Genomic DNA, 17,323 nt, shown 5'->3' with positions numbered 1-17,323 from the left:
GCGGCGGGCGTGACCGGGCGGCGCGCACGGCGACCTCGCGGGCGGACGCTACTGGACGTGGCCCGCGCGGGGGGCACCCGGCGCGCCGGGTCCGGGGACCCCGACCTACCGTGGGGGTGTGGTATCCAGCCGCGCCGCAGGCGCACCGCGGACGCCCGGGCCGGGCGGCCCGGCGCACCGCTCCCTCCCCGGTCGGGCACGCCGCCCCGAGGTGCCCCGCATCACCACCGCGCCCGTCGGGCAGCGGAAGCACCAGCAGCAGCAGATCGGGCGCTACCTCGTCTCGATGGCCGTCCGCACCGGCTGCTTCATCGGGGCGCTCCTGGCGTGGCAGCTGGGGGTCCGCGGCGGTGAGGGCACCTCGCGCACCGTCGCCCTCGTCCTCGTGTGGCTGCTGCTCGCCGGCGCCGTCGTCCTCCCCTACGTCGCCGTCCTGGCCGCCAACGCGGGCCGCGAGACGGTGAAGCCCACGACGACGGCGTACGTCCCGCCGACGCCGGTGCAGATCCCCGCCGCCACGGGCCCCGTCGTCGCCGACGAGCCGCTCGTCGGCACCGTGACCGACCCGTCGCAGGGCCCTCCGCCCGACGGGGACGACGACGACCACGGCGGGCCCGACGTCGGCCCGCTCGACGACGACCCCTCCCCCCGGCGGGCGGCCTCGCGGCCCTGACGGGTGGTCCTCGGCGCGTCGTCGCGTCGACCCGCGGACCAGGGGTCTGCCGTGCCATACTCGACGACGGCGCCGCACGTCCCCCCGTCGGGCGGCGCCACCGGGCGCCGGGCGGCGTCCCCCCGTCGTCGCCCGGCGCCCTTCCGCGTCCCCGGCCGGTGCCGCTCCCCGGTGACGTGCGGACCGCCTGCCGCCCCCGCCCCGACGCGGAGGATGATGGGGGCGTGCTCCCTCCCCCCGCCCCCGGCGACGGCCCCGCCGGCCTCGTGTGCAGCGGCCGCGGCTGCCGCCGCCCCGCGACGTGGGGCCTGCTGTGGAACAACCCCCGCCTCCACGACGCCGAGCGGCGCAAGACGTGGCTGGCCTGCGACGAGCACCGCGAGCGCCTGTCCACCCACCTCCAGGTGCGGGGCTTCCTGCGCGACGTCGTCCCCGCCGCCGAGCTCACGGGCGGACGGTCCTGAGCGTGCGCTTCCTCCTCACGCGGCGCTGGCTGGGCGGGCTCGCCCTCGCCGTGGCCTTCGCCGTCGTGTGCGTGGGGCTCGGCCTCTGGCAGTGGGACCGGCGCACGGCCCGGCACGCGGCCAACGTCGTCATCACGACCAATTACGACCGTCCCGCCGCGGGGGCCGACGCCCTCCCGGCGGACGGGGACGTGCTCCCCGGCGACGAGGAGTGGCGTCCCGTCGCGCTGAGCGGGCGGTACGCGCCCGAGGGGACCGTCCTCCTGCGGCAGCGCCCGCTCGACGGCACCAACGGCGTGCACGTCCTCGTGCCGCTCGTCCTCGACGCGGCGGACGGGACACCGGGCGCCGGTCGCGCCCTCCTCGTCGACCGCGGCTTCGTGCCCTTCGGCGACGACGCCGCCCGCCCCGAGGTGCCCGCGCCGCCCGCCGGCGAGGTCGACGTCGTCGCGCACCTGCGCCCGCCGGAGCCCGCCTACGGCGACGCGCCGGAGGGGCAGACCCGCAGCATCGACCTTCCGGCCCTCGCCGGGACGCCGACCGTGGACGACGCGCTCGCACCGACCGGGACGGCGCTCGTCGAGGGGGCCTACGGCGTCCTCGCGCAGGAGGAGCCCTCGGTCCCCGAGGCGCCGCGGCTGCTGCCGGCCCCGCCGGTGGACGAGGGGCCGCACCTGTCGTACGCGTTCCAGTGGTGGGTCTTCGCCGCCGGCGGCTTCGTGGGCTACGGCGTCGTCGCCCGGCGGCACGCGGCCGACCTGCGCGCCGACGCCGACGAGGCCGCGGGCGTGCCGCCGCCGCCCCCGCCGCGCCGCCGCCGCCCCACCGCCGAGGACGAGGAGGACGCGCTCGTCGACGCGGCGGAGCGGCGCCGCTCCTGACCCCGTGCGCGACGACCGGCGGGCCGGACCTCAGCCCGCGAGCAGGTCGTCGCGCTCGGCCGCCGTGCCCGCCTGCACGGCGTGCAGCCGGGCGTACGCGCCGCCGCGCTCGAGCAGCTCGTCGTGGGTGCCGGTCTCGACGACGCGCCCGCGGTCCACGACGGCGATGACGTCGGCCCGCCGCACCGTCGAGAGCCGGTGGGCCACGACGATGCTCGTGCGCCCGGCCATCGTGCGGGCCAGGGCCGCCTGGACGGCAGCCTCGGAGCGCGAGTCGAGGTGCGCGGTCGCCTCGTCGAGCACGACGACGTCCGGCGCCTTGAGCAGGAGCCGCGCGAGGGCGAGGCGCTGCTTCTCCCCGCCGGACAGCCGGTGCCCGCGGTCGCCCACCACGGTCGACAGCCCCTCCGGCAGGTCACGGACGACGTCGAGGACCTGGGCGTCCTCGAGGGCCGCGACGAGCTCGGCGTCGCTCGCGCCCGGGCGGGCGTAGAGCAGGTTGGCCCGGACGGTGTCGTGGAACATGTGCGCGTCCTGCGTGACGACGCCCACCCGGTCGTGCAGCGACGCGAGCCGCACGTCCCGCAGGTCCAGCCCGCCGACGCGGACGGCGCCCGCCGTCGGGTCCATGAGCCGCGCGACGAGCGCGGTGATCGTCGTCTTGCCGGCACCGCTGCGGCCGACGAGGGCGAGCACCTGCCCCGGGCCGACGACGAGGTCGACGCCCTCGACGGCCGGGCCGTCGACGGCGTCGTCCGCGCGGGCCGGCAGGGCGTCGTCGCGGGCCGCGCCGACCGCCGCGCCCTCGAGCGAGGCCAGCCCGTCCCCGGCGCGCGGGTAGGTGTAGCCGACCCCCTCGAGGCGGACGTCGAGCGGCCCCGCGGGCAGGTCGACCGCGTCGGGGGCGTCGGCGAGCGCCGTGGGGAGGTCGAGCACCTCGAAGACGCGTTCGAAGCTGACGAGCGCGCTCATGACGTCGACCCGGACGTTGGCGAGCGAGGTGATCGGCCCGTACAGCCGGCCCATGAGCGCCGCGAGCGCCACGACGGTGCCGACCTGCAGCGATCCCTCGACGGCGAGGAGGCCGCCGACGCCGTAGACGAGGGCGGTGGCCAGCGCCGTGACCGTCGTGAGCGCCGTGAAGAAGACCCGGTTGGCCATGGCGATGGAGATGCCGATGCGCCGGACGCCGTCGGCCCGCTCGCGGAACTGGGCGTCCTCCTCCTCGGGGCGCCCGAAGAGCGTCACGAGGAGCGCGCCGGCGACGTTGAACCGTTCGGTCATCCGCGTGCCGAGGTCGGCGTTGAGCTCCATCTGCCGCCGGGTCAGGCCCGAGAGGCGCTGCCCGACCCGCCGCGCCGGTACCCAGAAGAGCGGCAGCAGCGCGAGGACGGCGAGGAGGAGCAGGGGCGCCTGGCTCAGCACGACGCCGCCCGCCAGCAGGAGGAGGACGACGTTGCCGACGACCTGCTGCAGCGTCGACGTGAAGGCCTGCTGGGCGCCCGCGACGTCGCTGTTGAGCCGGGACACGAGGGCGCCGGTCTGGGTGCGGGTGAAGAAGGAGACGGGCTGGCGCTGCACGTGCGCGAAGACCGCGGTGCGCAGGTCGTAGATGAGCCCCTCGCCGAGCTGGGCGGAGAACCAGCGCTGGACGAGGGTGAGGACGCCCTCGACGAGCGCGAGGGCGGCCACGCACAGCGAGAGGAGGACGACGGCCCGGCGGTCCCCCGCGACGACGCCGCGGTCGATGATCGCGCCGAGCAGCAGGGGCGTCGCCACGGCCGCCGCCGAGCCCAGCACGACGAGCACGAGGAAGAGCGCTATCCGGCGGCGGTGCGGCCGCGCGAGGACGCCGATGCGGCGCCAGGTGTCGCGGGAGACGGACGCGGAGCGCAGCGACGGGTCGCGCGAGAGGCTGCGGAGCGCCGTCCACGAGCCGGCGCCGTGGCTGCTCATCGCGGTCCCCGCACGACGGCGGCGGCGAGGGGGCCGGTGGGAGCGGTGGGGTGCCCGGCACGTCCGGGCGCGGAGGTCGTGGCGCGGCCCGTCAGGACGCGTCCGGGCGGCGGGTGCTGCCGCCGCGGCCGCGCAGGGCCGTGCCGCCGTCGGTGAGGAGGCGGTGCACGAAGCCGTACGAGCAGCCCTCCTCCTCGGCGATGGCGCGGATGCTCGCGCCCTCGGCGTAGCGGGCGCCGAGGCGCTGCTCGAGCTCCTTGCGCTGCGCGGGGTCGAGCCGACGGCGCGTCCCGGCGTCGGGGCCGGGGGCGGACCCTGCGGTCTGCGGCGTCTGCGTCGGGGGCGTCGTGGCCACGGCGGTCCTCCTCGGACGGTCGGGTGCTGCTCGGGTGCTGCGGGACGGCGGGCGTCGTCCGGCCGGGGCGGCCGGGCGGGTGCCCGCCGACGATCATCACCCCGCCGACCCGGGGCCGCGCGTCCGGGGGACGCGGAGCCGGGTGACGGGGCGGGGGGCCTCAGGCCAGCTGGACCAGCTCGGCGTACGAGGGGTTCCAGAGGTCCTCGGTGCCGTCGGGCAGGACGACGACGCGCTCGGGCTCCAGCGCCTCCACGGCGCCCTCGTCGTGCGTGACGAGGACGACGGCGCCCGCGTAGCGGTGCAGGGCGGAGAGCACCTCGGCGCGCGAGGCCGGGTCGAGGTTGTTCGTCGGCTCGTCGAGGAGCAGCACGTTGGCGGCGGAGACGACGAGGGTCGCGAGCGCGAGGCGCGTCTTCTCCCCGCCGGACAGGACGTGCACCGGCTTGTCGGTGTCGTCGCCCTGGAAGAGGAAGGAGCCGAGGACGCTGCGGACCTCGGTGTCCCCGAGGTCGGGGGCGGCCGTGCGCATGTTCTCCAGCACGGTGCGGTCGGGGTCGAGCGTCTCGTGCTCCTGCGCGTAGTAGCCGAGGCGCAGGCCGTGGCCCGGGACGACGCGGCCGTCGCCGTCGCTCTCCTCGACCCCGGCGAGCATGCGCAGCAGCGTCGTCTTGCCCGCGCCGTTGAGGCCGAGGACGACGACGCGGCTGCCCTTGTCGATGGCGAGGTCGACCCCGGTGAAGACCTCGAGCGAGCCGTAGGTCTTGCTGAGGTTCTCGGCCGTCACGGGCGTGCGGCCGCACGGGGCCGGCTCGGGGAAGCGCAGCTTGGCCACCTTGTCCTGCGCGCGCACGTCCTCGAGGCCGCTGACGAGGCGCTCGGCCCGCTTGGCCATGTTCTGGGCGGCGACGGCCTTCGTGGCCTTGGCCCGCATCTTGTCCGCCTGCGCCATGAGCGTCGACGCCTTCTTCTCGGCGTTGGCGCGCTCGCGCTGGCGGCGCTTCTCGTCCGTCGCGCGGGCGGCGAGGTAGGCCTTCCAGCCGACGTTGTAGACGTCGACGACCGAGCGGTTGGCGTCGAGGTGGAAGACCTTCGTCACGACGGCCTCGAGGAGGTCGACGTCGTGGCTGATGACGACGAGGCCGCCGGAGTGCCGGGCGAGGTGCTCGCGCAGCCAGGAGATGGAGTCGGCGTCGAGGTGGTTCGTCGGCTCGTCGAGGAGCAGCGTCTCGGCCCCGGAGAAGAGGACGCGGGCCAGCTCGACGCGGCGCCGCTGGCCGCCGGACAGCGTCCTCAACGGCTGGTCGAGGACGCGCGGGGGCAGGGCCAGGTTGGCCGCGATGGAGGCGGCCTCGCTCTCGGCGGTGTAGCCGCCCTGGGCCGTGAAGTCGGCGTCGAGGCGGGCCCAGCGGGCCATCGCCTTCTCGCGGACGGCGTCGTCCTCGCTCGCCATGCCCGTCTCCGCGGTGCGGAGGCCGGCGACGATGCGGTCCAGGCCGCGGACGGCGAGGATCCGGTCCCGCGCGAGGACCTCGGGGTCGCCGACCCGGGGGTCCTGCGGCAGGTAGCCGACGGGGGCGCTGCGCGTGATGCTGCCCGCCGCGGGCTGGGTCTCCCCCGCGAGCGTGCGGGTCAGCGTCGTCTTGCCGGCGCCGTTGCGGCCGACGAGGCCCACGCGGTCGCCGGGGGCGACCCGGAAGCTGGCGCCGCCCAGGAGCAGCCGGGCGCCGGCGCGCAGCTCGACGTCGGTGGCAGTGATCACGGGGCGGTCCTCTTCGGGGGGTGCGGGGTCTCGGGGGGCGACGGGTGCTGGCTCGTCGTCGGTGGGGCGAGGGTCGTGCGGTCGTCCCGCGGCGCGTCGACGACGTCGGCCCGCACGGCGCCCACGTCGCCGGCGACGGCGTCGAGGACCCGGCGGCGCGGGTCGGCCGGCAGGGCGAGGTGCTGGTGCGGCAGCCCGGCGACGTCGCGCAGGGCGGCCGGGAGGTCGGCCAGCGCGGCCGCCACGAGCTCGGCGTCCCCGCCCGTGACGAGCAGGGCCCGGGCCCCGCGCAGGTCCGCGGCGTGCGGCCCCCACACGTCGGCGGTCGCGGCGGCCACGTCCCGCACCAGGCCCGCCGCCTGGCCGGCCCGGCGGCGGGCGAAGCGCTGCTGCGACCACCCGCCGGCGGCGGTCCGCGCCTGCACGTGCGCCGTGCGGACCCGGGAGGCCCGCACCGTGGAGCCGGTGGCGTCCACGTCCACGACGGCGACGACCGCTCCCCCGCGCCGCAGCAGCAGGACGGCCGCGGTGCGGGGCACGCCGGCGGTGGACGGCAGGGCCGACACGTCGACGGCACCGCCCTCGGCGGTCCCGGCCGCGAGGTCGAGGCCGGGCGCCGTGAGGTGGGCCGTGGCGCCGTCGGGCGCGAGGAGCAGGACGCCCCCGGCCGCGGCGACGCCGCGCGGGGCGCCGCCGTGGCCGCGCGCCAGACGCTCGAGCCAGCCGCCCAGCCGGGCGGGCGGCACGAGCGCCGTGCGCGACGGCGGCGGGGTGCTCAGATGTTGAAGCCGAGCGCCCGCAGCTGCTCGCGCCCGTCGTCGGTGATCTTCTCCGGGCCCCACGGCGGCATCCAGACCCAGTTGACGCTGTGGCCCGCGACGACGTCCGCCAGCGCGGTCGACATCTGGTCCTCGATGACGTCGGTCAGCGGGCAGGCCGCCGACGTCAGCGTCATGTCGACGACGGCGTGGTTGGCCTCGTCGACGGTCAGGCCGTAGACGAGGCCGAGGTCGACGATGTTGACCCCGAGCTCGGGGTCGACGACGTCGCGCAGCGCCTCCTCGACCTCGACCACCTCGGCCGGGCTGGGGGCGGTCGCGGCGCCGGACGGCGCGCTCTCGCTGACGGTGTCGCTCACGGTGTCCTCCTGGACCTGCGGTGCGGGCGGGCGGTGCGGTGCTGCCGGACGGTCAGGCCGGGGTGACGGCCTGGACGAAGCGGTCGTAGCCGTTCTCCTCGAGCTCGTCGGCCAGCTCGGGGCCACCGGTCTCGGCGACGCGGCCGGCGACGAAGACGTGGACGACGTCCGGGCGGACGTAGCGCAGGATCCGCGTGTAGTGGGTGATGAGCAGGACGCCCACCTCGCCGCCCTCGCGGACGCGGTTGACGCCGTCGGAGACGACCTTCAGCGCGTCGACGTCGAGGCCGGAGTCGGTCTCGTCGAGGACGGCGAACTTCGGCTTGAGGAGCTCCATCTGGAGGATCTCGTGGCGCTTCTTCTCGCCGCCGGAGAAGCCCTCGTTGACGTTCCGCTCCGCGAAGGCCGGGTCCATCTTGAGGTCGGCCATGGCCCGCTTGACGTCCTTGACCCAGTGGCGGAGCGCGGGCGCCTCGCCGTCGATCGCGGTCTTGGCCGTGCGGAGGAAGTTGGAGACGGTGACGCCGGGCACCTCGACCGGGTACTGCATGGCGAGGAAGAGGCCGGCGCGGGCGCGCTCGTCGACGCTCATCGCGAGGACGTCCTCGCCGTCGAGCGTCACCGTGCCGCCGGTGATCGTGTACTTGGGGTGCCCGGCGATGGAGTACGCCAGGGTGGACTTGCCGGAGCCGTTGGGGCCCATGATCGCGTGCGTCTGGCCCGACTCCACGGTCAGGTCGACGCCCTTGAGGATCTCGGTGGGCTCGCCGTCGGTCTCGACGCGGACGTGCAGGTCGCGGATCTCCAGGGTGGCCATGCCATCTCCTCGCCCTCGGGGGCTGTGGGGGCGCCGGCAGGGCGCCCGGGTGGTCTCGGTGGGGTGGTGCTGGGTGGTGCGCTGCGTGGTGCGGGCGGCTCAGGCCGCGCCGGCCTGCTGCCGCTGGTCGACGTCGACGAGGACGTCCCCGTCGCTCACCTCGCAGCGGTAGACGGGCACGGGCGAGACGGCCGGCGGGCCCGACGGGCGCCCGGTCCGCAGGTCGAAGCGCGAGCCGTGCAGCCAGCACTCGACGCTGCAGCCCTCGACGGCGTCGTCGTCGCCCTCGGAGAGCAGGACGCTCTGGTGCGAGCACTCGTCGCCGAGGGCGTGGTAGCCGCCGTCCTCGGCGCGGACGACGACGACGGGCAGCAGCGTGCCGTCCTCGCCGCGGACCTCGACGGCCCGCAGGGAGCCGGGCTCGAGGTCGTGCTCGGCGAGCACGCGGACGAGGCTCACGCGCCCGTCCCCGTGGCGGCGACGGCGAGCGCCTCCGGCGCGACCGCGGCCGGGCCGACGGCGAGGTCCAGCTCGGCGTCGATGAGCTCCATGACCGTGTCGGACACCTCGGCGACACCGATGCGCTGGACGACGTCGGCGAAGAAGCCGCGGACGACGAGGCGGCGGGCGACGTCCTCGGGGAGGCCGCGCGACTGCAGGTAGAAGAGCTGCTCGTCGTCGAAGCGGCCGGTCGCGCTGGCGTGCCCGGCGCCCTCGATGTCGCCCGTCTCGATCTCGAGGTTGGGGACCGAGTCGGCGCGGGCGCCGTCGGTGAGGACGAGGTTGCGGTTGAGCTCGTAGGAGTCGGTGCCCTGCGCCGCGGCGCGGATGAGGACGTCGCCGACCCAGACGGTGCGGGCGGTCTCGCCCTGCAGCGCGCCCTTGTAGCGGACGTCGCTCGTGCAGCGGGGCTGCGCGTGGTCGACGAAGGAGCGGTGCTCGAGGTGCTGGCCGGCGTCCGCGAAGTAGACGCCGAGCATCTCGGCCTCGCCGCCGGGGCCGGCGTACCGCGAGGTCGAGGACAGCCGTACGAGGGAGCCGCCGAGCGTGACCGCGATGTGGCGGTATCGGGCGTCCTTGCCGAGCAGGGCCTCCTGCTGGGCGACGTGGACGGCCTCGTCGTCCCACAGCTGCAGGCTCACGACGGTGAGCTGGGCGCCCTCGCCGAGGACGACCTCGACGGCGTCGGCCTGCAGGCCGCCGCCGGTGTGCTCGACGACGACGACGGCGCGCGAGTGGCGCTCCGCCTCGACGACGAGGTGGCCGGCGCCGCGGCTGCCGGGGCGGCCCACGACGCGGACGTGGACGGGCACGTCGAGCTCGAGCTCCTTCGGCACCCGCACGTGGGTGGCCTCCGTCGCGGCCTCGTCGGCCAGCGCGGCCGCGCGGTCCTCGGGGACCAGGGCCGTGCCGCGCGGGGCCTCGCCGCGGGCGAGCGTGCCGACGTGGACGCCCTCGGGGGCGTCGACGGTCACCTCGCGGGCGTCGTCCGTCGCGTCGAGGCCGTCGAGGAGGCCCTGCAGCCGGTCGAGCGGCGTGAAGCGCCACACCTCCTCGCGGCCCGTGGGGACGGCGAAGTCGGCGGCGTCGAAGGAGCGGCGCCGCTCGCCGCGGGTCGGCTCGAGGACGGCCTCGCCGGCCGCGGCGACCGCGGCGGCGCTCGCGTCGTAGCCGGGGCCCGGCGTCCGGGAGGAGTCCAGCGTCACGGCGGCGGGCGCGTCGGCCGCGTGGTCGACGGCGTGCTCCTGCCGGGCGTCGACCGCGTCGGCGACCTGCGCGGCGCCCTGCTCGGACGTCGCGGACGGGCTCGTCGTGGTCGCGTGGTCGCGGGTGTCGGCGGTGCTGATGGCGTGCTCCTCGCGGGGTGGGCGGGGTTGACGGGCGTGCTGGTCGATCAGGTGGTGCCGCGCCCGTGCGGGGCACCCGCCCGGTCCGGGCGCGGTGCCCCGCACGGGGCGTGCGGCTGGCGCCGCGGGAGGGGGCGGCGTCAGCCGACCGCGCCCTCCATCTGCAACTCGATGAGCCGGTTGAGCTCGAGGGCGTACTCCATGGGCAGCTCGCGGGCGATCGGCTCGACGAAGCCGCGCACGATCATCGCCATGGCCTCGTCCTCGGCCATGCCGCGGGACATGAGGTAGAAGAGCTGGTCCTCGCTCACCTTGGAGACCGTGGCCTCGTGCCCCATCTGCACGTCGTCCTCGCGGACGTCGACGTAGGGGTAGGTGTCCGAGCGGCTGATCTGGTCGACGAGCAGCGCGTCGCAGCGGACCGTCGAGGCGGAGTGGTGCGCGCCCTCGAGGACCTGCACGAGGCCCCGGTAGGACGTGCGGCCGCCGCCGCGGGCCACGGACTTGCTGATGATCGACGACGACGTGCGCGGGGCCGCGTGCACCATCTTGGCGCCGGCGTCCTGGTGCTGGCCCTCGCCGGCGAAGGCGATGGACAGCGTCTCGCCCTTGGCGCCCTCCCCCATGAGGAAGATCGCCGGGTACTTCATCGTCACCTTGGAGCCGATGTTGCCGTCGACCCACTCCATGGTGGCGCCCTCGGCGGCGGTGGCCCGCTTGGTGACAAGGTTGTAGACGTTGTTCGACCAGTTCTGGATGGTCGTGTAGCGGACGCGGGCGTCCTTCTTCACGACGATCTCCACGACGGCCGAGTGCAGCGAGTCGCTCTTGTAGATGGGGGCCGTGCAGCCCTCGACGTAGTGCACGTACGAGCCCTCGTCGGCGATGATCAGCGTCCGCTCGAACTGGCCCATGTTCTCGGTGTTGATCCGGAAGTAGGCCTGGAGCGGGATGTCGACGTGGACGCCCGGGGGCACGTAGATGAAGGAGCCGCCGGACCACACCGCGGTGTTGAGCGCGGCGAACTTGTTGTCGCCGGGCGGGATGACGGAGCCGAAGTACTCCTTGAAGAGCTCCTCGTGCTCGCGCAGGCCCGTGTCGGTGTCGACGAAGATGACACCCTTCTCCTCCAGGTCCTCGCGGATCTGGTGGTAGACGACCTCCGACTCGTACTGGGCGGCGACGCCGGAGACGAGGCGCTGCTTCTCGGCCTCGGGGATGCCGAGGCGGTCGTAGGTGCTGCGGATGTCCTCCGGCAGGTCCTCCCACGACGTGGCCTGCTTCTCCGTGGAGCGCACGAAGTACTTGATGTTGTCGAAGTCGATGCCGTCGAGGTCGCTGCCCCAGGACGGCATGGGCTTGCGGGCGAACATCTTGAGCGCCTTCTGGCGGGTGCGCAGCATCCACTCGGGCTCGTTCTTGAGCCCGGAGATGTTGGCGACGACGTCCGCGTCGACGCCGCGGCGGGCGGTCGCGCCGGCGGTGTCGGAGTCGGACCACCCGTAGGAGTAGGTGCCGATGCCCTTCAGCTCGGGGTTGAGTGCTTCGACGTCGGTGCTCATCGGCGGTGTCCCTCCGGACTGCTCGAGGTCGTACGGGTCTGGGTGCCGGGACGGGTGGGGACCCGGGCTCCCCTGGCGGCCGGCCGGGGGGCCGGAGCTGCCAGCGGGACGTGCGTGGTGCAGGCGTGGGCCCCGCCGCCGATGGTGGCCAGGCGGTGGGTCCCGACCCCCAGGAGGTCGGAGAACGCCTCCGCCTCGGCCGAGCACAGCTCGGGGTGGGCGGTCGCGGCGGCGTGCAGCGGGCACCGCCCCTGGCACAACTGGACGGCGGCGACCCCTGTTCCCGTGTCCACGGGCCGGGTGCTGCCGGCGTACCCGTCGGCTCGCAGGGCGCCGGCCAGGGCCTCCGCCCGCTCGCGGACGGTCGGTCCGGCGGCCGCCACGGCGGGCGCGTACCGCTCCCGCAGCTGCTGCGCGCGGCGCCGGGCGTAGGCGCGGACGCCCTCGGGGCCGTCGGTCTCGGCCAGGTGGTCGAGGAGGTCGACGGCCAGGGCCCCGTGGCCGTCCCCCGTGCCCGGGGCGGCGGCGGGCGCGGGCGGCGTGGCCGTCCACGCGCGGGCCGGGCGTCCGGGCCGGCCGGGGGCGCCGGGGGCGGCGCCGCGGTCGCGCCGGTCGGCGACGAGGCCCTCGAGGGCCATCGCCTCCAGGTGGCGCCGGACGCCGGCGGGCGTGAGGCCGAGGACCTCGGCGACACGGCCCACGGTGACGGGGCCGTGCTCGACGACGACGGCGAGGACCCGCTCGCGGGTGGGGACGGCGCCGTCGGCCCGACCGGGGGACGGCGCCGTGGCGCGCGTGCTCCCGGCGGGTTTCATGACGCCAGTGTGACGAAATCTCGGGGCGCGTCCAGTGAGGCTGCCCTTGCCTGGCCGCCCTCCCGCGGGTCGTCCCCGTCCGGGGGTCCCCCGCCCCGGCGGCGGGCGGGGGGCCGCGGCCGACGTAGGCTCCGGCGCCGTGGGTGGTCCTCCGGACGGCTCCCCGTCCGCCGGGGCCGCGCTGCGCGTGCGCGGGCTCGTCAAGCGCTACGCCGGCGGCAGCCGTGCCCTCGCCGTGGACGGCCTCGACCTCGACGTGGAGCCGGGCGGCATCACCGCGCTCCTCGGTCCCAACGGCGCCGGCAAGACGACGACCGTCGAGTGCTGCCTCGGGCTGCGCCGCCCGGACGCCGGTCGCGTCGAGGTCCTCGGCCGGGAGATGCCCGGCGCCGGGGAGGACCCGCAGCACCGCGCCGCCGTCGGGGCGATGCTGCAGGACGGCGGCCTGCCCACCTCCGCCCGGCCGCTGCGGCTGCTGCGCCACCTCGCACGGCTGCACGCCGCCCCGCGGGACGTCGACGAGCTCGCCGACCGGCTCGGGCTCCACGCCGCCGCCCGCACGCCCGTCCGGCGGCTGTCCGGCGGGCAGCGGCAGCGCCTCGCGCTGGCGGCGGCCCTCGTCGGCCGGCCCCGGCTCCTCTTCCTCGACGAGCCGACCGCGGGCATGGACCCGGCGGCGCGCCTCGTCGTCCAGGACCTCGTCCGCGAGGTCGTCGCCGGGGGCACCGGCGTGCTGCTGACGACCCACGACCTCGACGAGGCCGAGCGCCTCGCCACGTCCGTCGTCATCGTCGACGGGGGCAGGGCCCTCGCCGCGGGACCGCCGCAGGTCCTCGTCGCCCGGTCCGCGGCGTCCCTGCGCTTCACCGCCGGGGCGGGCATGGACCTCGACCCGCTGCGCCGGGCGCTGTCGGAGGACGTCGTCGTCAGCGAGCCGACGCCCGGCAGCTACGTCGTCTCGGGGGTCGTCGACCCGCAGGTCGTGGCGGGCGTGACCTCGTGGTGCGCCGCCCGGGGGGTGATGCCGGACGCGCTCGTCGTCGGGCGCCCCAGCCTCGAGGAGGTATTCCTCGACCTCACCGGACGGAGCCTGCGATGACCGCCCCCGCCCCGGCGCCCGCGCCCGCCCCGGCCCCGCCGGTCGCCCGGGTGCTCGCGCAGGCCCGCTGGGAGGCGGGGACGATGCTCCGCAACGCCGAGCAGGTCCTGCTGACGCTCGTCCTGCCCGCGCTGGTCCTCGTCGGCCTGTCGCGCACCGAGATCGTCGACCTGGGCCTGGCCCCCGGCGAGCGCCCGGTCGACGTCGTCGCCCCCGGCGTCCTCGCCCTGGCCGTCCTCTCGACGGCCTTCACGGGCCAGGCCATCGCCACGGGCTTCGACCGCCGCAGCGGCGTGCTGCGGCTGCTGGCGACGACGCCGCTCGGCCGCGGCGGCCTGCTGGCCGGGCGCGTGCTCGGGGTCCTCGCCGTCGAGGCGGTCCAGGTGGTCCTCCTCGGCGGCGTGGCGCTGGCGGTCGGCTGGCGCCCCGACCCGGTCGGCCTGCTGCCGGGCGCGCTGCTCGTCCTCGTGGCCACGGCCGCGCTGACGGCGCTGGCGCTGCTCCTGGCCGGCACGCTGCGCGCGGAGGCGGTCCTCGCCGTGGCCAACCTCGTGTGGGCCGCGCTCCTCGTCGGCGGGGGCGTCGTCGTGCCCGCCGACGTCCTCCCCGGCGCGTGGGGCGTGCTCGTCCACGTGCTGCCGTCGGGGGCCCTCGGCGAGGGCCTGCGGCAGGCGTCCCTCGACGGGTCGCTGGACCTGGCGGCCCTCGGCGTCCTGCTCGCCTGGGCGGTCGTCGCCACGCTGGCGGCGCGCCGCTGGTTCCGCTGGGACTGACCCGCCGGCGGCGGCGGGCCCGCGGGCGGACGTCGTGGGGGCGGCCGGGGCGCCGGGGACGCCGCCGTACCCTGGGCGGGTGACCAGCTCTCCCCCGCTCGCGACGGCGGGTCGCCCCGCCGGCACCGGCCCGGCCCGGTCGGCCGCCCCGCGCTGGGTCGTCGTCCCGCTCGTGGTGAACCTCGTCGCCCAGGTGGGCATCGTCGTCACCGGCGGCGCCGTCCGGCTGACGGGCTCGGGGCTGGGCTGCCCCACCTGGCCGCACTGCGTCGCCGGCTCCTACACGCCGGTCTACAACCCGGAGATGGGCCTCCACGACGACATCGAGTTCGCCAACCGGCTGCTCACCTTCGTCGTCGGCCTGGCGGCCGTGACGGCCCTCGTCGTCGTCGCCCGGCTCGTGCTCACCGACCGGCGGCCGGCCACGCTGCTGCCGCTCGGCGCCGCCCCGCTCGTCGGTGTCGTGCTGCAGGCGGCCATCGGCGGCGTCACGGTGCTCACGCAGCTCCACCCGGCCACCGTGGCCGTCCACTTCCTCGTCTCCATGGGGCTCGTCGCCGCCTCCACCGCCCTGCTGCTGCGCGTGCGCGAGGGGGCCGACGGCCCGCGGCGCCCCCTCGTCGCGCCCGCCGCCCGCCGCCTGGCCGGCGTGCTCGTGGGGCTCGTCGCCCTCGTCCTCGCGCTCGGCACCGTGGTCACCGGGTCCGGGCCGCACTCGGGCGACGCCGAGCACCCCGCCCGCCTCGGCTTCGACACCGCCGTCGTCTCGCGGGTCCACGGCGACGCCGTCGTCGTCCTCGTGCTCGTGCTCGTGGCGCTGCTCGTCGTCCTGGCGCGCACGGGGGCGCCCGCCCGGGCGCGCCGCCGCGGCCTCGTCGTCCTCGGCGTCGTGCTCGGCCAGGGGGTCGTCGGCTGGGTCCAGTACCTGACGGGCCTGCCCGAGCTCCTCGTGGGCCTCCACATGCTCGGCGCGGCCCTGCTCGTCGTCGCGACGACGGCGTTCGTCCTGGGGCTGCGCGAGCGGCTGCCGGAGGACGCCGCCGCCGGGCTCCCGCCCGCGGCCGTGGGTGCCGACGCGCGCTGAGCCGCCGCCGTGAGCACATCGTGACGTGATGTGCGCAGATCGTGACCGCGAGGTGGTCACCCGCGCCCCCGCGGGCGTCGAAGATCGGGGCATGGTCGAGAACTCCTCCCCCGCACCGGCGCGCCGCGCCGGGAGCCGCGCCGCCCGGGCCGCCGCCGCCGGTCTCGCGGCCGCCGCCCTGCTCCTCGTCGCCGGATGCGGCGACGAGGTCACGGCCGGCCCCGCCTCCTCCCCCTCCGTCGTCACCCCGTCCGACGCGCCGTCCCCCTCGGCGTCGCCGAGCCCGGCGCCGTCCCCCTCCGCCCCGTCGCCCTCCCCGGAGCCGTCGACGGAGCCGGAGCCGGAGCCGTCCGCGACGGACGGCCCCGCGGACGAGACGCCCGCCCCCGGCGGCGGCGGCGAGGTGCCGCAGGAGGCCACGACGGAGCAGCAGGAGTCCTCCGGCACCGGGGGGGCGCTGTCCGTCGTGGAGGTCCGCACCGCGCGCCACGAGGGCTTCGACCGTGTCGTCGTCGAGCTCGCCGCCGGGCCCGACGCCCCCGCGGACGCCGCGCCGGGCTGGTTCTCCCGGTACACCGACGAGGCCGTCCAGGAGACGTCGCTGGAGCCGCTCGACGTCGACGGCGAGGTCTACCTCGACCTCTTCGTGCGCGGCCTCGGCTACCCCTTCGACACCGGCGTCGAGGAGCTCGTCGGCTCGACCCCCGGCTCCGGGACGTCCTTCGTCGAGGAGGTCTACGTCGGCGGGGTCTTCGAGGGCCAGGCGCAGGTCGTCGTGGGCCTGTCCGAGGAGGTCCCGTACACGGTGAGCCGCCTCAGCGACCCGCCCCGGGTCGTCGTCGACCTCTACGGCTGACGGCCCCGCACCACCCGGCACGACGACGCCGCCGCACCCCGAGGGGGTGCGGCGGCGTCGTCACGTCGGCGGCCGGCCGGGGCCGGGCGTCACGTCACCACCAGGGGACGAAGGGGTCCACGCCGACGGCGACGAAGAGGAGGGTGAGGTAGGAGATCGAGACGTGGAACACGCGCATCGCCCCCGCCGTGGCGACCGGCTCCGACGAGGAGTCCGCGCGGGCGGCACGGCGGCGCAGGCCGTGGACCTCGACGAGGAACCAGGCGCCGAGCACGACGGCCCCGAGCGTGTAGACGGGGCCCGTGCCGGCCACGGGCACGAGCAGGAGCGAGCAGGCCACCATCGCCCACGAGTAGGCGGTGATCCGCCGGGCGACGAGGCCCGGGCGCTCGACGGCGCCGAGCATCGGCACGTCGACGGAGCTGTAGTCGCGGGCGTACCGCATCGACAGCGGCCAGTAGTGCGGGGGCGTCCAGAGGAAGATGACGCCGAAGAGGACGAGCGGCGTCCACCCCAGCGAGCCGGTCACGGCCGACCAGCCGATGAGGACAGGCATGCAGCCGGCGGCGCCGCCCCAGACGATGTTCTGCGACGTCCGGCGCTTGAGCCCGAGGGTGTAGACGAAGAGGTAGAAGGCGATCGCCGCGAGGGCGAGGACGGCCGAGAGCACGTTGACGAGCAGCGCGAGCCAGGCGGTGGCGACGACGCCCAGGCCGACGCCGAAGACGAGGGCCTCGCGGGGGGTCACCTCGCCGGTCACCAGCGGGCGCTCGCGGGTGCGGTCCATCTTGGCGTCGATGTCGCGGTCGACGTAGCAGTTGAGCGTGTTGGCGCTGCCGGCCGCCAGGGCCCCTCCCACGAGCGTGGCGAGGACGAGCGCGAGCGGCGGGAAGCCCCCCGCGGCGAGGAACATCGTCGGCACGGTCGTGATGAGCAGGAGCTCGATGATGCGCGGCTTCGTCAGCGCGACGAACGCCATGGCGCGCGAGCGACGCGGCGCCCCGTCGGCCGAGGGGTGCAGCGGGCCGCTGGGCCGGCCGCCTCGCGGGTCCGCGGCGGCGGTGGTGCGCACCGGCTCGGGGGCAGTCACGGCGGCTTCTCGTCCGTTCGTCGCGGGTGCAGGTGCGGTGCGCCGGCGCGGCCCGCGGGGCGGGCCCGCGGCCCGGCGGCTCCTCGGGAGGGCCGGCCGGTCGGCTGTTCGGTCCCGATCGTACGCGCCGCGACGCGCGGCCCGCCGGGAG

The 17,323-nt window shown here is 76.7% G+C and carries 18 protein-coding genes; 7 read left to right on the top strand and 11 right to left on the bottom strand.

From position 1 onward, the window contains the following. The first annotated feature begins 118 nt into the window (after positions 1 to 118). The 3 genes from EDC03_RS00360 to EDC03_RS00350 all read left to right on the top strand — a co-directional run bounded on the left by EDC03_RS00360 (position 119) and on the right by EDC03_RS00350 (position 2,018). Positions 119 to 673, top strand: coding sequence for a DUF3099 domain-containing protein (locus EDC03_RS00360; protein WP_199719812.1), 555 nt, complete (start codon positions 119 to 121; stop codon positions 671 to 673). A gap of 224 nt (positions 674 to 897) precedes the next feature. Then, a complete protein-coding gene (locus EDC03_RS00355) occupies positions 898 to 1,137 on the top strand; it encodes a hypothetical protein (protein ID WP_123378245.1) in 240 nt (79 codons plus the stop codon). A 2-nt stretch (positions 1,138 to 1,139) separates the two neighbouring features. Beyond that, a complete protein-coding gene (locus EDC03_RS00350; protein ID WP_123378244.1) occupies positions 1,140 to 2,018 on the top strand; it encodes an SURF1 family cytochrome oxidase biogenesis protein in 879 nt (292 codons plus the stop codon). Positions 2,019 to 2,048: 30 nt separating this feature from the next. On the opposite strand, the gene EDC03_RS00345 is transcribed toward EDC03_RS00350, so the two are convergent. The 10 genes from EDC03_RS00345 to EDC03_RS00300 all read right to left on the bottom strand — a co-directional run bounded on the left by EDC03_RS00345 (position 2,049) and on the right by EDC03_RS00300 (position 12,270). Then, positions 2,049 to 3,974, bottom strand: a complete 1,926-nt coding sequence (locus EDC03_RS00345; protein WP_123378243.1) for an ABC transporter ATP-binding protein — start codon at positions 3,972 to 3,974, stop codon at positions 2,049 to 2,051. 91 nt (positions 3,975 to 4,065) lie between these two features. Next, positions 4,066 to 4,329, bottom strand: coding sequence for a helix-turn-helix domain-containing protein (locus EDC03_RS00340; protein WP_199719811.1), 264 nt, complete (start codon positions 4,327 to 4,329; stop codon positions 4,066 to 4,068). Positions 4,330 to 4,489: 160 nt separating this feature from the next. Continuing rightward, a complete protein-coding gene (locus EDC03_RS00335) occupies positions 4,490 to 6,091 on the bottom strand; it encodes an ABC-F family ATP-binding cassette domain-containing protein (protein WP_123378242.1) in 1,602 nt (533 codons plus the stop codon). Beyond that, positions 6,088 to 6,837: an acVLRF1 family peptidyl-tRNA hydrolase gene (locus EDC03_RS00330; RefSeq protein ID WP_123378241.1), complete on the bottom strand. Its 750-nt coding sequence runs from the start codon at positions 6,835 to 6,837 to the stop codon at positions 6,088 to 6,090. Before EDC03_RS00330 ends, EDC03_RS00335 begins: the two co-directional genes overlap by 4 nt. A gap of 29 nt (positions 6,838 to 6,866) precedes the next feature. After that, complete coding sequence (locus EDC03_RS00325) at positions 6,867 to 7,166, bottom strand: metal-sulfur cluster assembly factor (protein ID WP_241966999.1); 300 nt, start codon at positions 7,164 to 7,166, stop codon at positions 6,867 to 6,869. Between the two features lie 115 nt (positions 7,167 to 7,281). Further along, positions 7,282 to 8,046, bottom strand: coding sequence for a Fe-S cluster assembly ATPase SufC (gene sufC / locus EDC03_RS00320; protein ID WP_123378239.1), 765 nt, complete (start codon positions 8,044 to 8,046; stop codon positions 7,282 to 7,284). 99 nt (positions 8,047 to 8,145) lie between these two features. Continuing rightward, positions 8,146 to 8,505: a non-heme iron oxygenase ferredoxin subunit gene (locus tag EDC03_RS00315; RefSeq protein WP_123378238.1), complete on the bottom strand. Its 360-nt coding sequence runs from the start codon at positions 8,503 to 8,505 to the stop codon at positions 8,146 to 8,148. Further along, positions 8,502 to 9,746 carry a Fe-S cluster assembly protein SufD gene (gene sufD / locus EDC03_RS00310; protein WP_123378703.1) on the bottom strand — a complete coding sequence of 415 codons (1,245 nt, stop codon included), beginning with the start codon at positions 9,744 to 9,746 and terminating at the stop codon, positions 8,502 to 8,504. Before sufD ends, EDC03_RS00315 begins: the two co-directional genes overlap by 4 nt. Before the next feature lie 287 nt (positions 9,747 to 10,033). Continuing rightward, positions 10,034 to 11,455, bottom strand: a complete 1,422-nt coding sequence (sufB, locus tag EDC03_RS00305) for a Fe-S cluster assembly protein SufB (protein ID WP_123378237.1) — start codon at positions 11,453 to 11,455, stop codon at positions 10,034 to 10,036. Beyond that, positions 11,452 to 12,270, bottom strand: a complete 819-nt coding sequence (locus tag EDC03_RS00300; protein WP_123378236.1) for a helix-turn-helix transcriptional regulator — start codon at positions 12,268 to 12,270, stop codon at positions 11,452 to 11,454. Before EDC03_RS00300 ends, sufB begins: the two co-directional genes overlap by 4 nt. A gap of 139 nt (positions 12,271 to 12,409) precedes the next feature. Between EDC03_RS00300 and EDC03_RS00295 the strand changes: the two genes are divergently transcribed. From EDC03_RS00295 to EDC03_RS00280, 4 genes are all read left to right on the top strand, one after another. Further along, on the top strand, positions 12,410 to 13,369 hold the full coding sequence (locus EDC03_RS00295; RefSeq protein WP_123378235.1) for an ABC transporter ATP-binding protein: 960 nt from the start codon (positions 12,410 to 12,412) through the stop codon (positions 13,367 to 13,369). Further along, entirely contained in the window at positions 13,366 to 14,142 is a 777-nt protein-coding gene (locus tag EDC03_RS00290; protein ID WP_123378234.1) for an ABC transporter permease, read from the top strand. Before EDC03_RS00295 ends, EDC03_RS00290 begins: the two co-directional genes overlap by 4 nt. Positions 14,143 to 14,221: 79 nt before the next feature. Beyond that, on the top strand, positions 14,222 to 15,226 hold the full coding sequence (locus tag EDC03_RS00285; RefSeq protein WP_123378233.1) for a COX15/CtaA family protein: 1,005 nt from the start codon (positions 14,222 to 14,224) through the stop codon (positions 15,224 to 15,226). A 28-nt stretch (positions 15,227 to 15,254) separates the two neighbouring features. Continuing rightward, a complete protein-coding gene (locus tag EDC03_RS00280) occupies positions 15,255 to 16,082 on the top strand; it encodes an AMIN-like domain-containing (lipo)protein (RefSeq protein WP_148057964.1) in 828 nt (275 codons plus the stop codon). 94 nt (positions 16,083 to 16,176) lie between these two features. Here EDC03_RS00280 and EDC03_RS00275 read toward each other — a convergent pair whose 3' ends face one another. After that, positions 16,177 to 17,061 (bottom strand): heme o synthase, encoded by an 885-nt coding sequence (locus EDC03_RS00275; protein ID WP_123378702.1) that lies wholly within the window; start codon positions 17,059 to 17,061, stop codon positions 16,177 to 16,179. Positions 17,062 to 17,323: the final 262 nt, after the last annotated feature.

Origin of the sequence: Pseudokineococcus lusitanus (assembly GCF_003751265.1) — a bacterium.
GTDB lineage: Bacteria > Actinomycetota > Actinomycetes > Actinomycetales > Quadrisphaeraceae > Pseudokineococcus > Pseudokineococcus lusitanus.
Note: the sequence above shows the minus strand (reverse complement) of the source record. Positions and strands in the feature narration are given on the sequence as shown.

What these genes read in the sequence shown, in the direction of transcription:
- EDC03_RS00290 (WP_123378234.1), top strand. Translation starts at nt 13,366, where the DNA reads ATGACCGCCCCCGCCCCGGCGCCCGCGCCCGCCCCGGCCCCGCCGGTC.
- EDC03_RS00300 (WP_123378236.1), bottom strand. Translation starts at nt 12,270, where the DNA reads ATGAAACCCGCCGGGAGCACGCGCGCCACGGCGCCGTCCCCCGGTCGG.
- EDC03_RS00280 (WP_148057964.1), top strand. Translation starts at nt 15,255, where the DNA reads ATGTGCGCAGATCGTGACCGCGAGGTGGTCACCCGCGCCCCCGCGGGC.
- sufC (WP_123378239.1), bottom strand. Translation starts at nt 8,046, where the DNA reads ATGGCCACCCTGGAGATCCGCGACCTGCACGTCCGCGTCGAGACCGAC.
- sufB (WP_123378237.1), bottom strand. Translation starts at nt 11,455, where the DNA reads ATGAGCACCGACGTCGAAGCACTCAACCCCGAGCTGAAGGGCATCGGC.
- EDC03_RS00275 (WP_123378702.1), bottom strand. Translation starts at nt 17,061, where the DNA reads ATGGCGTTCGTCGCGCTGACGAAGCCGCGCATCATCGAGCTCCTGCTC.
- EDC03_RS00345 (WP_123378243.1), bottom strand. Translation starts at nt 3,974, where the DNA reads ATGAGCAGCCACGGCGCCGGCTCGTGGACGGCGCTCCGCAGCCTCTCG.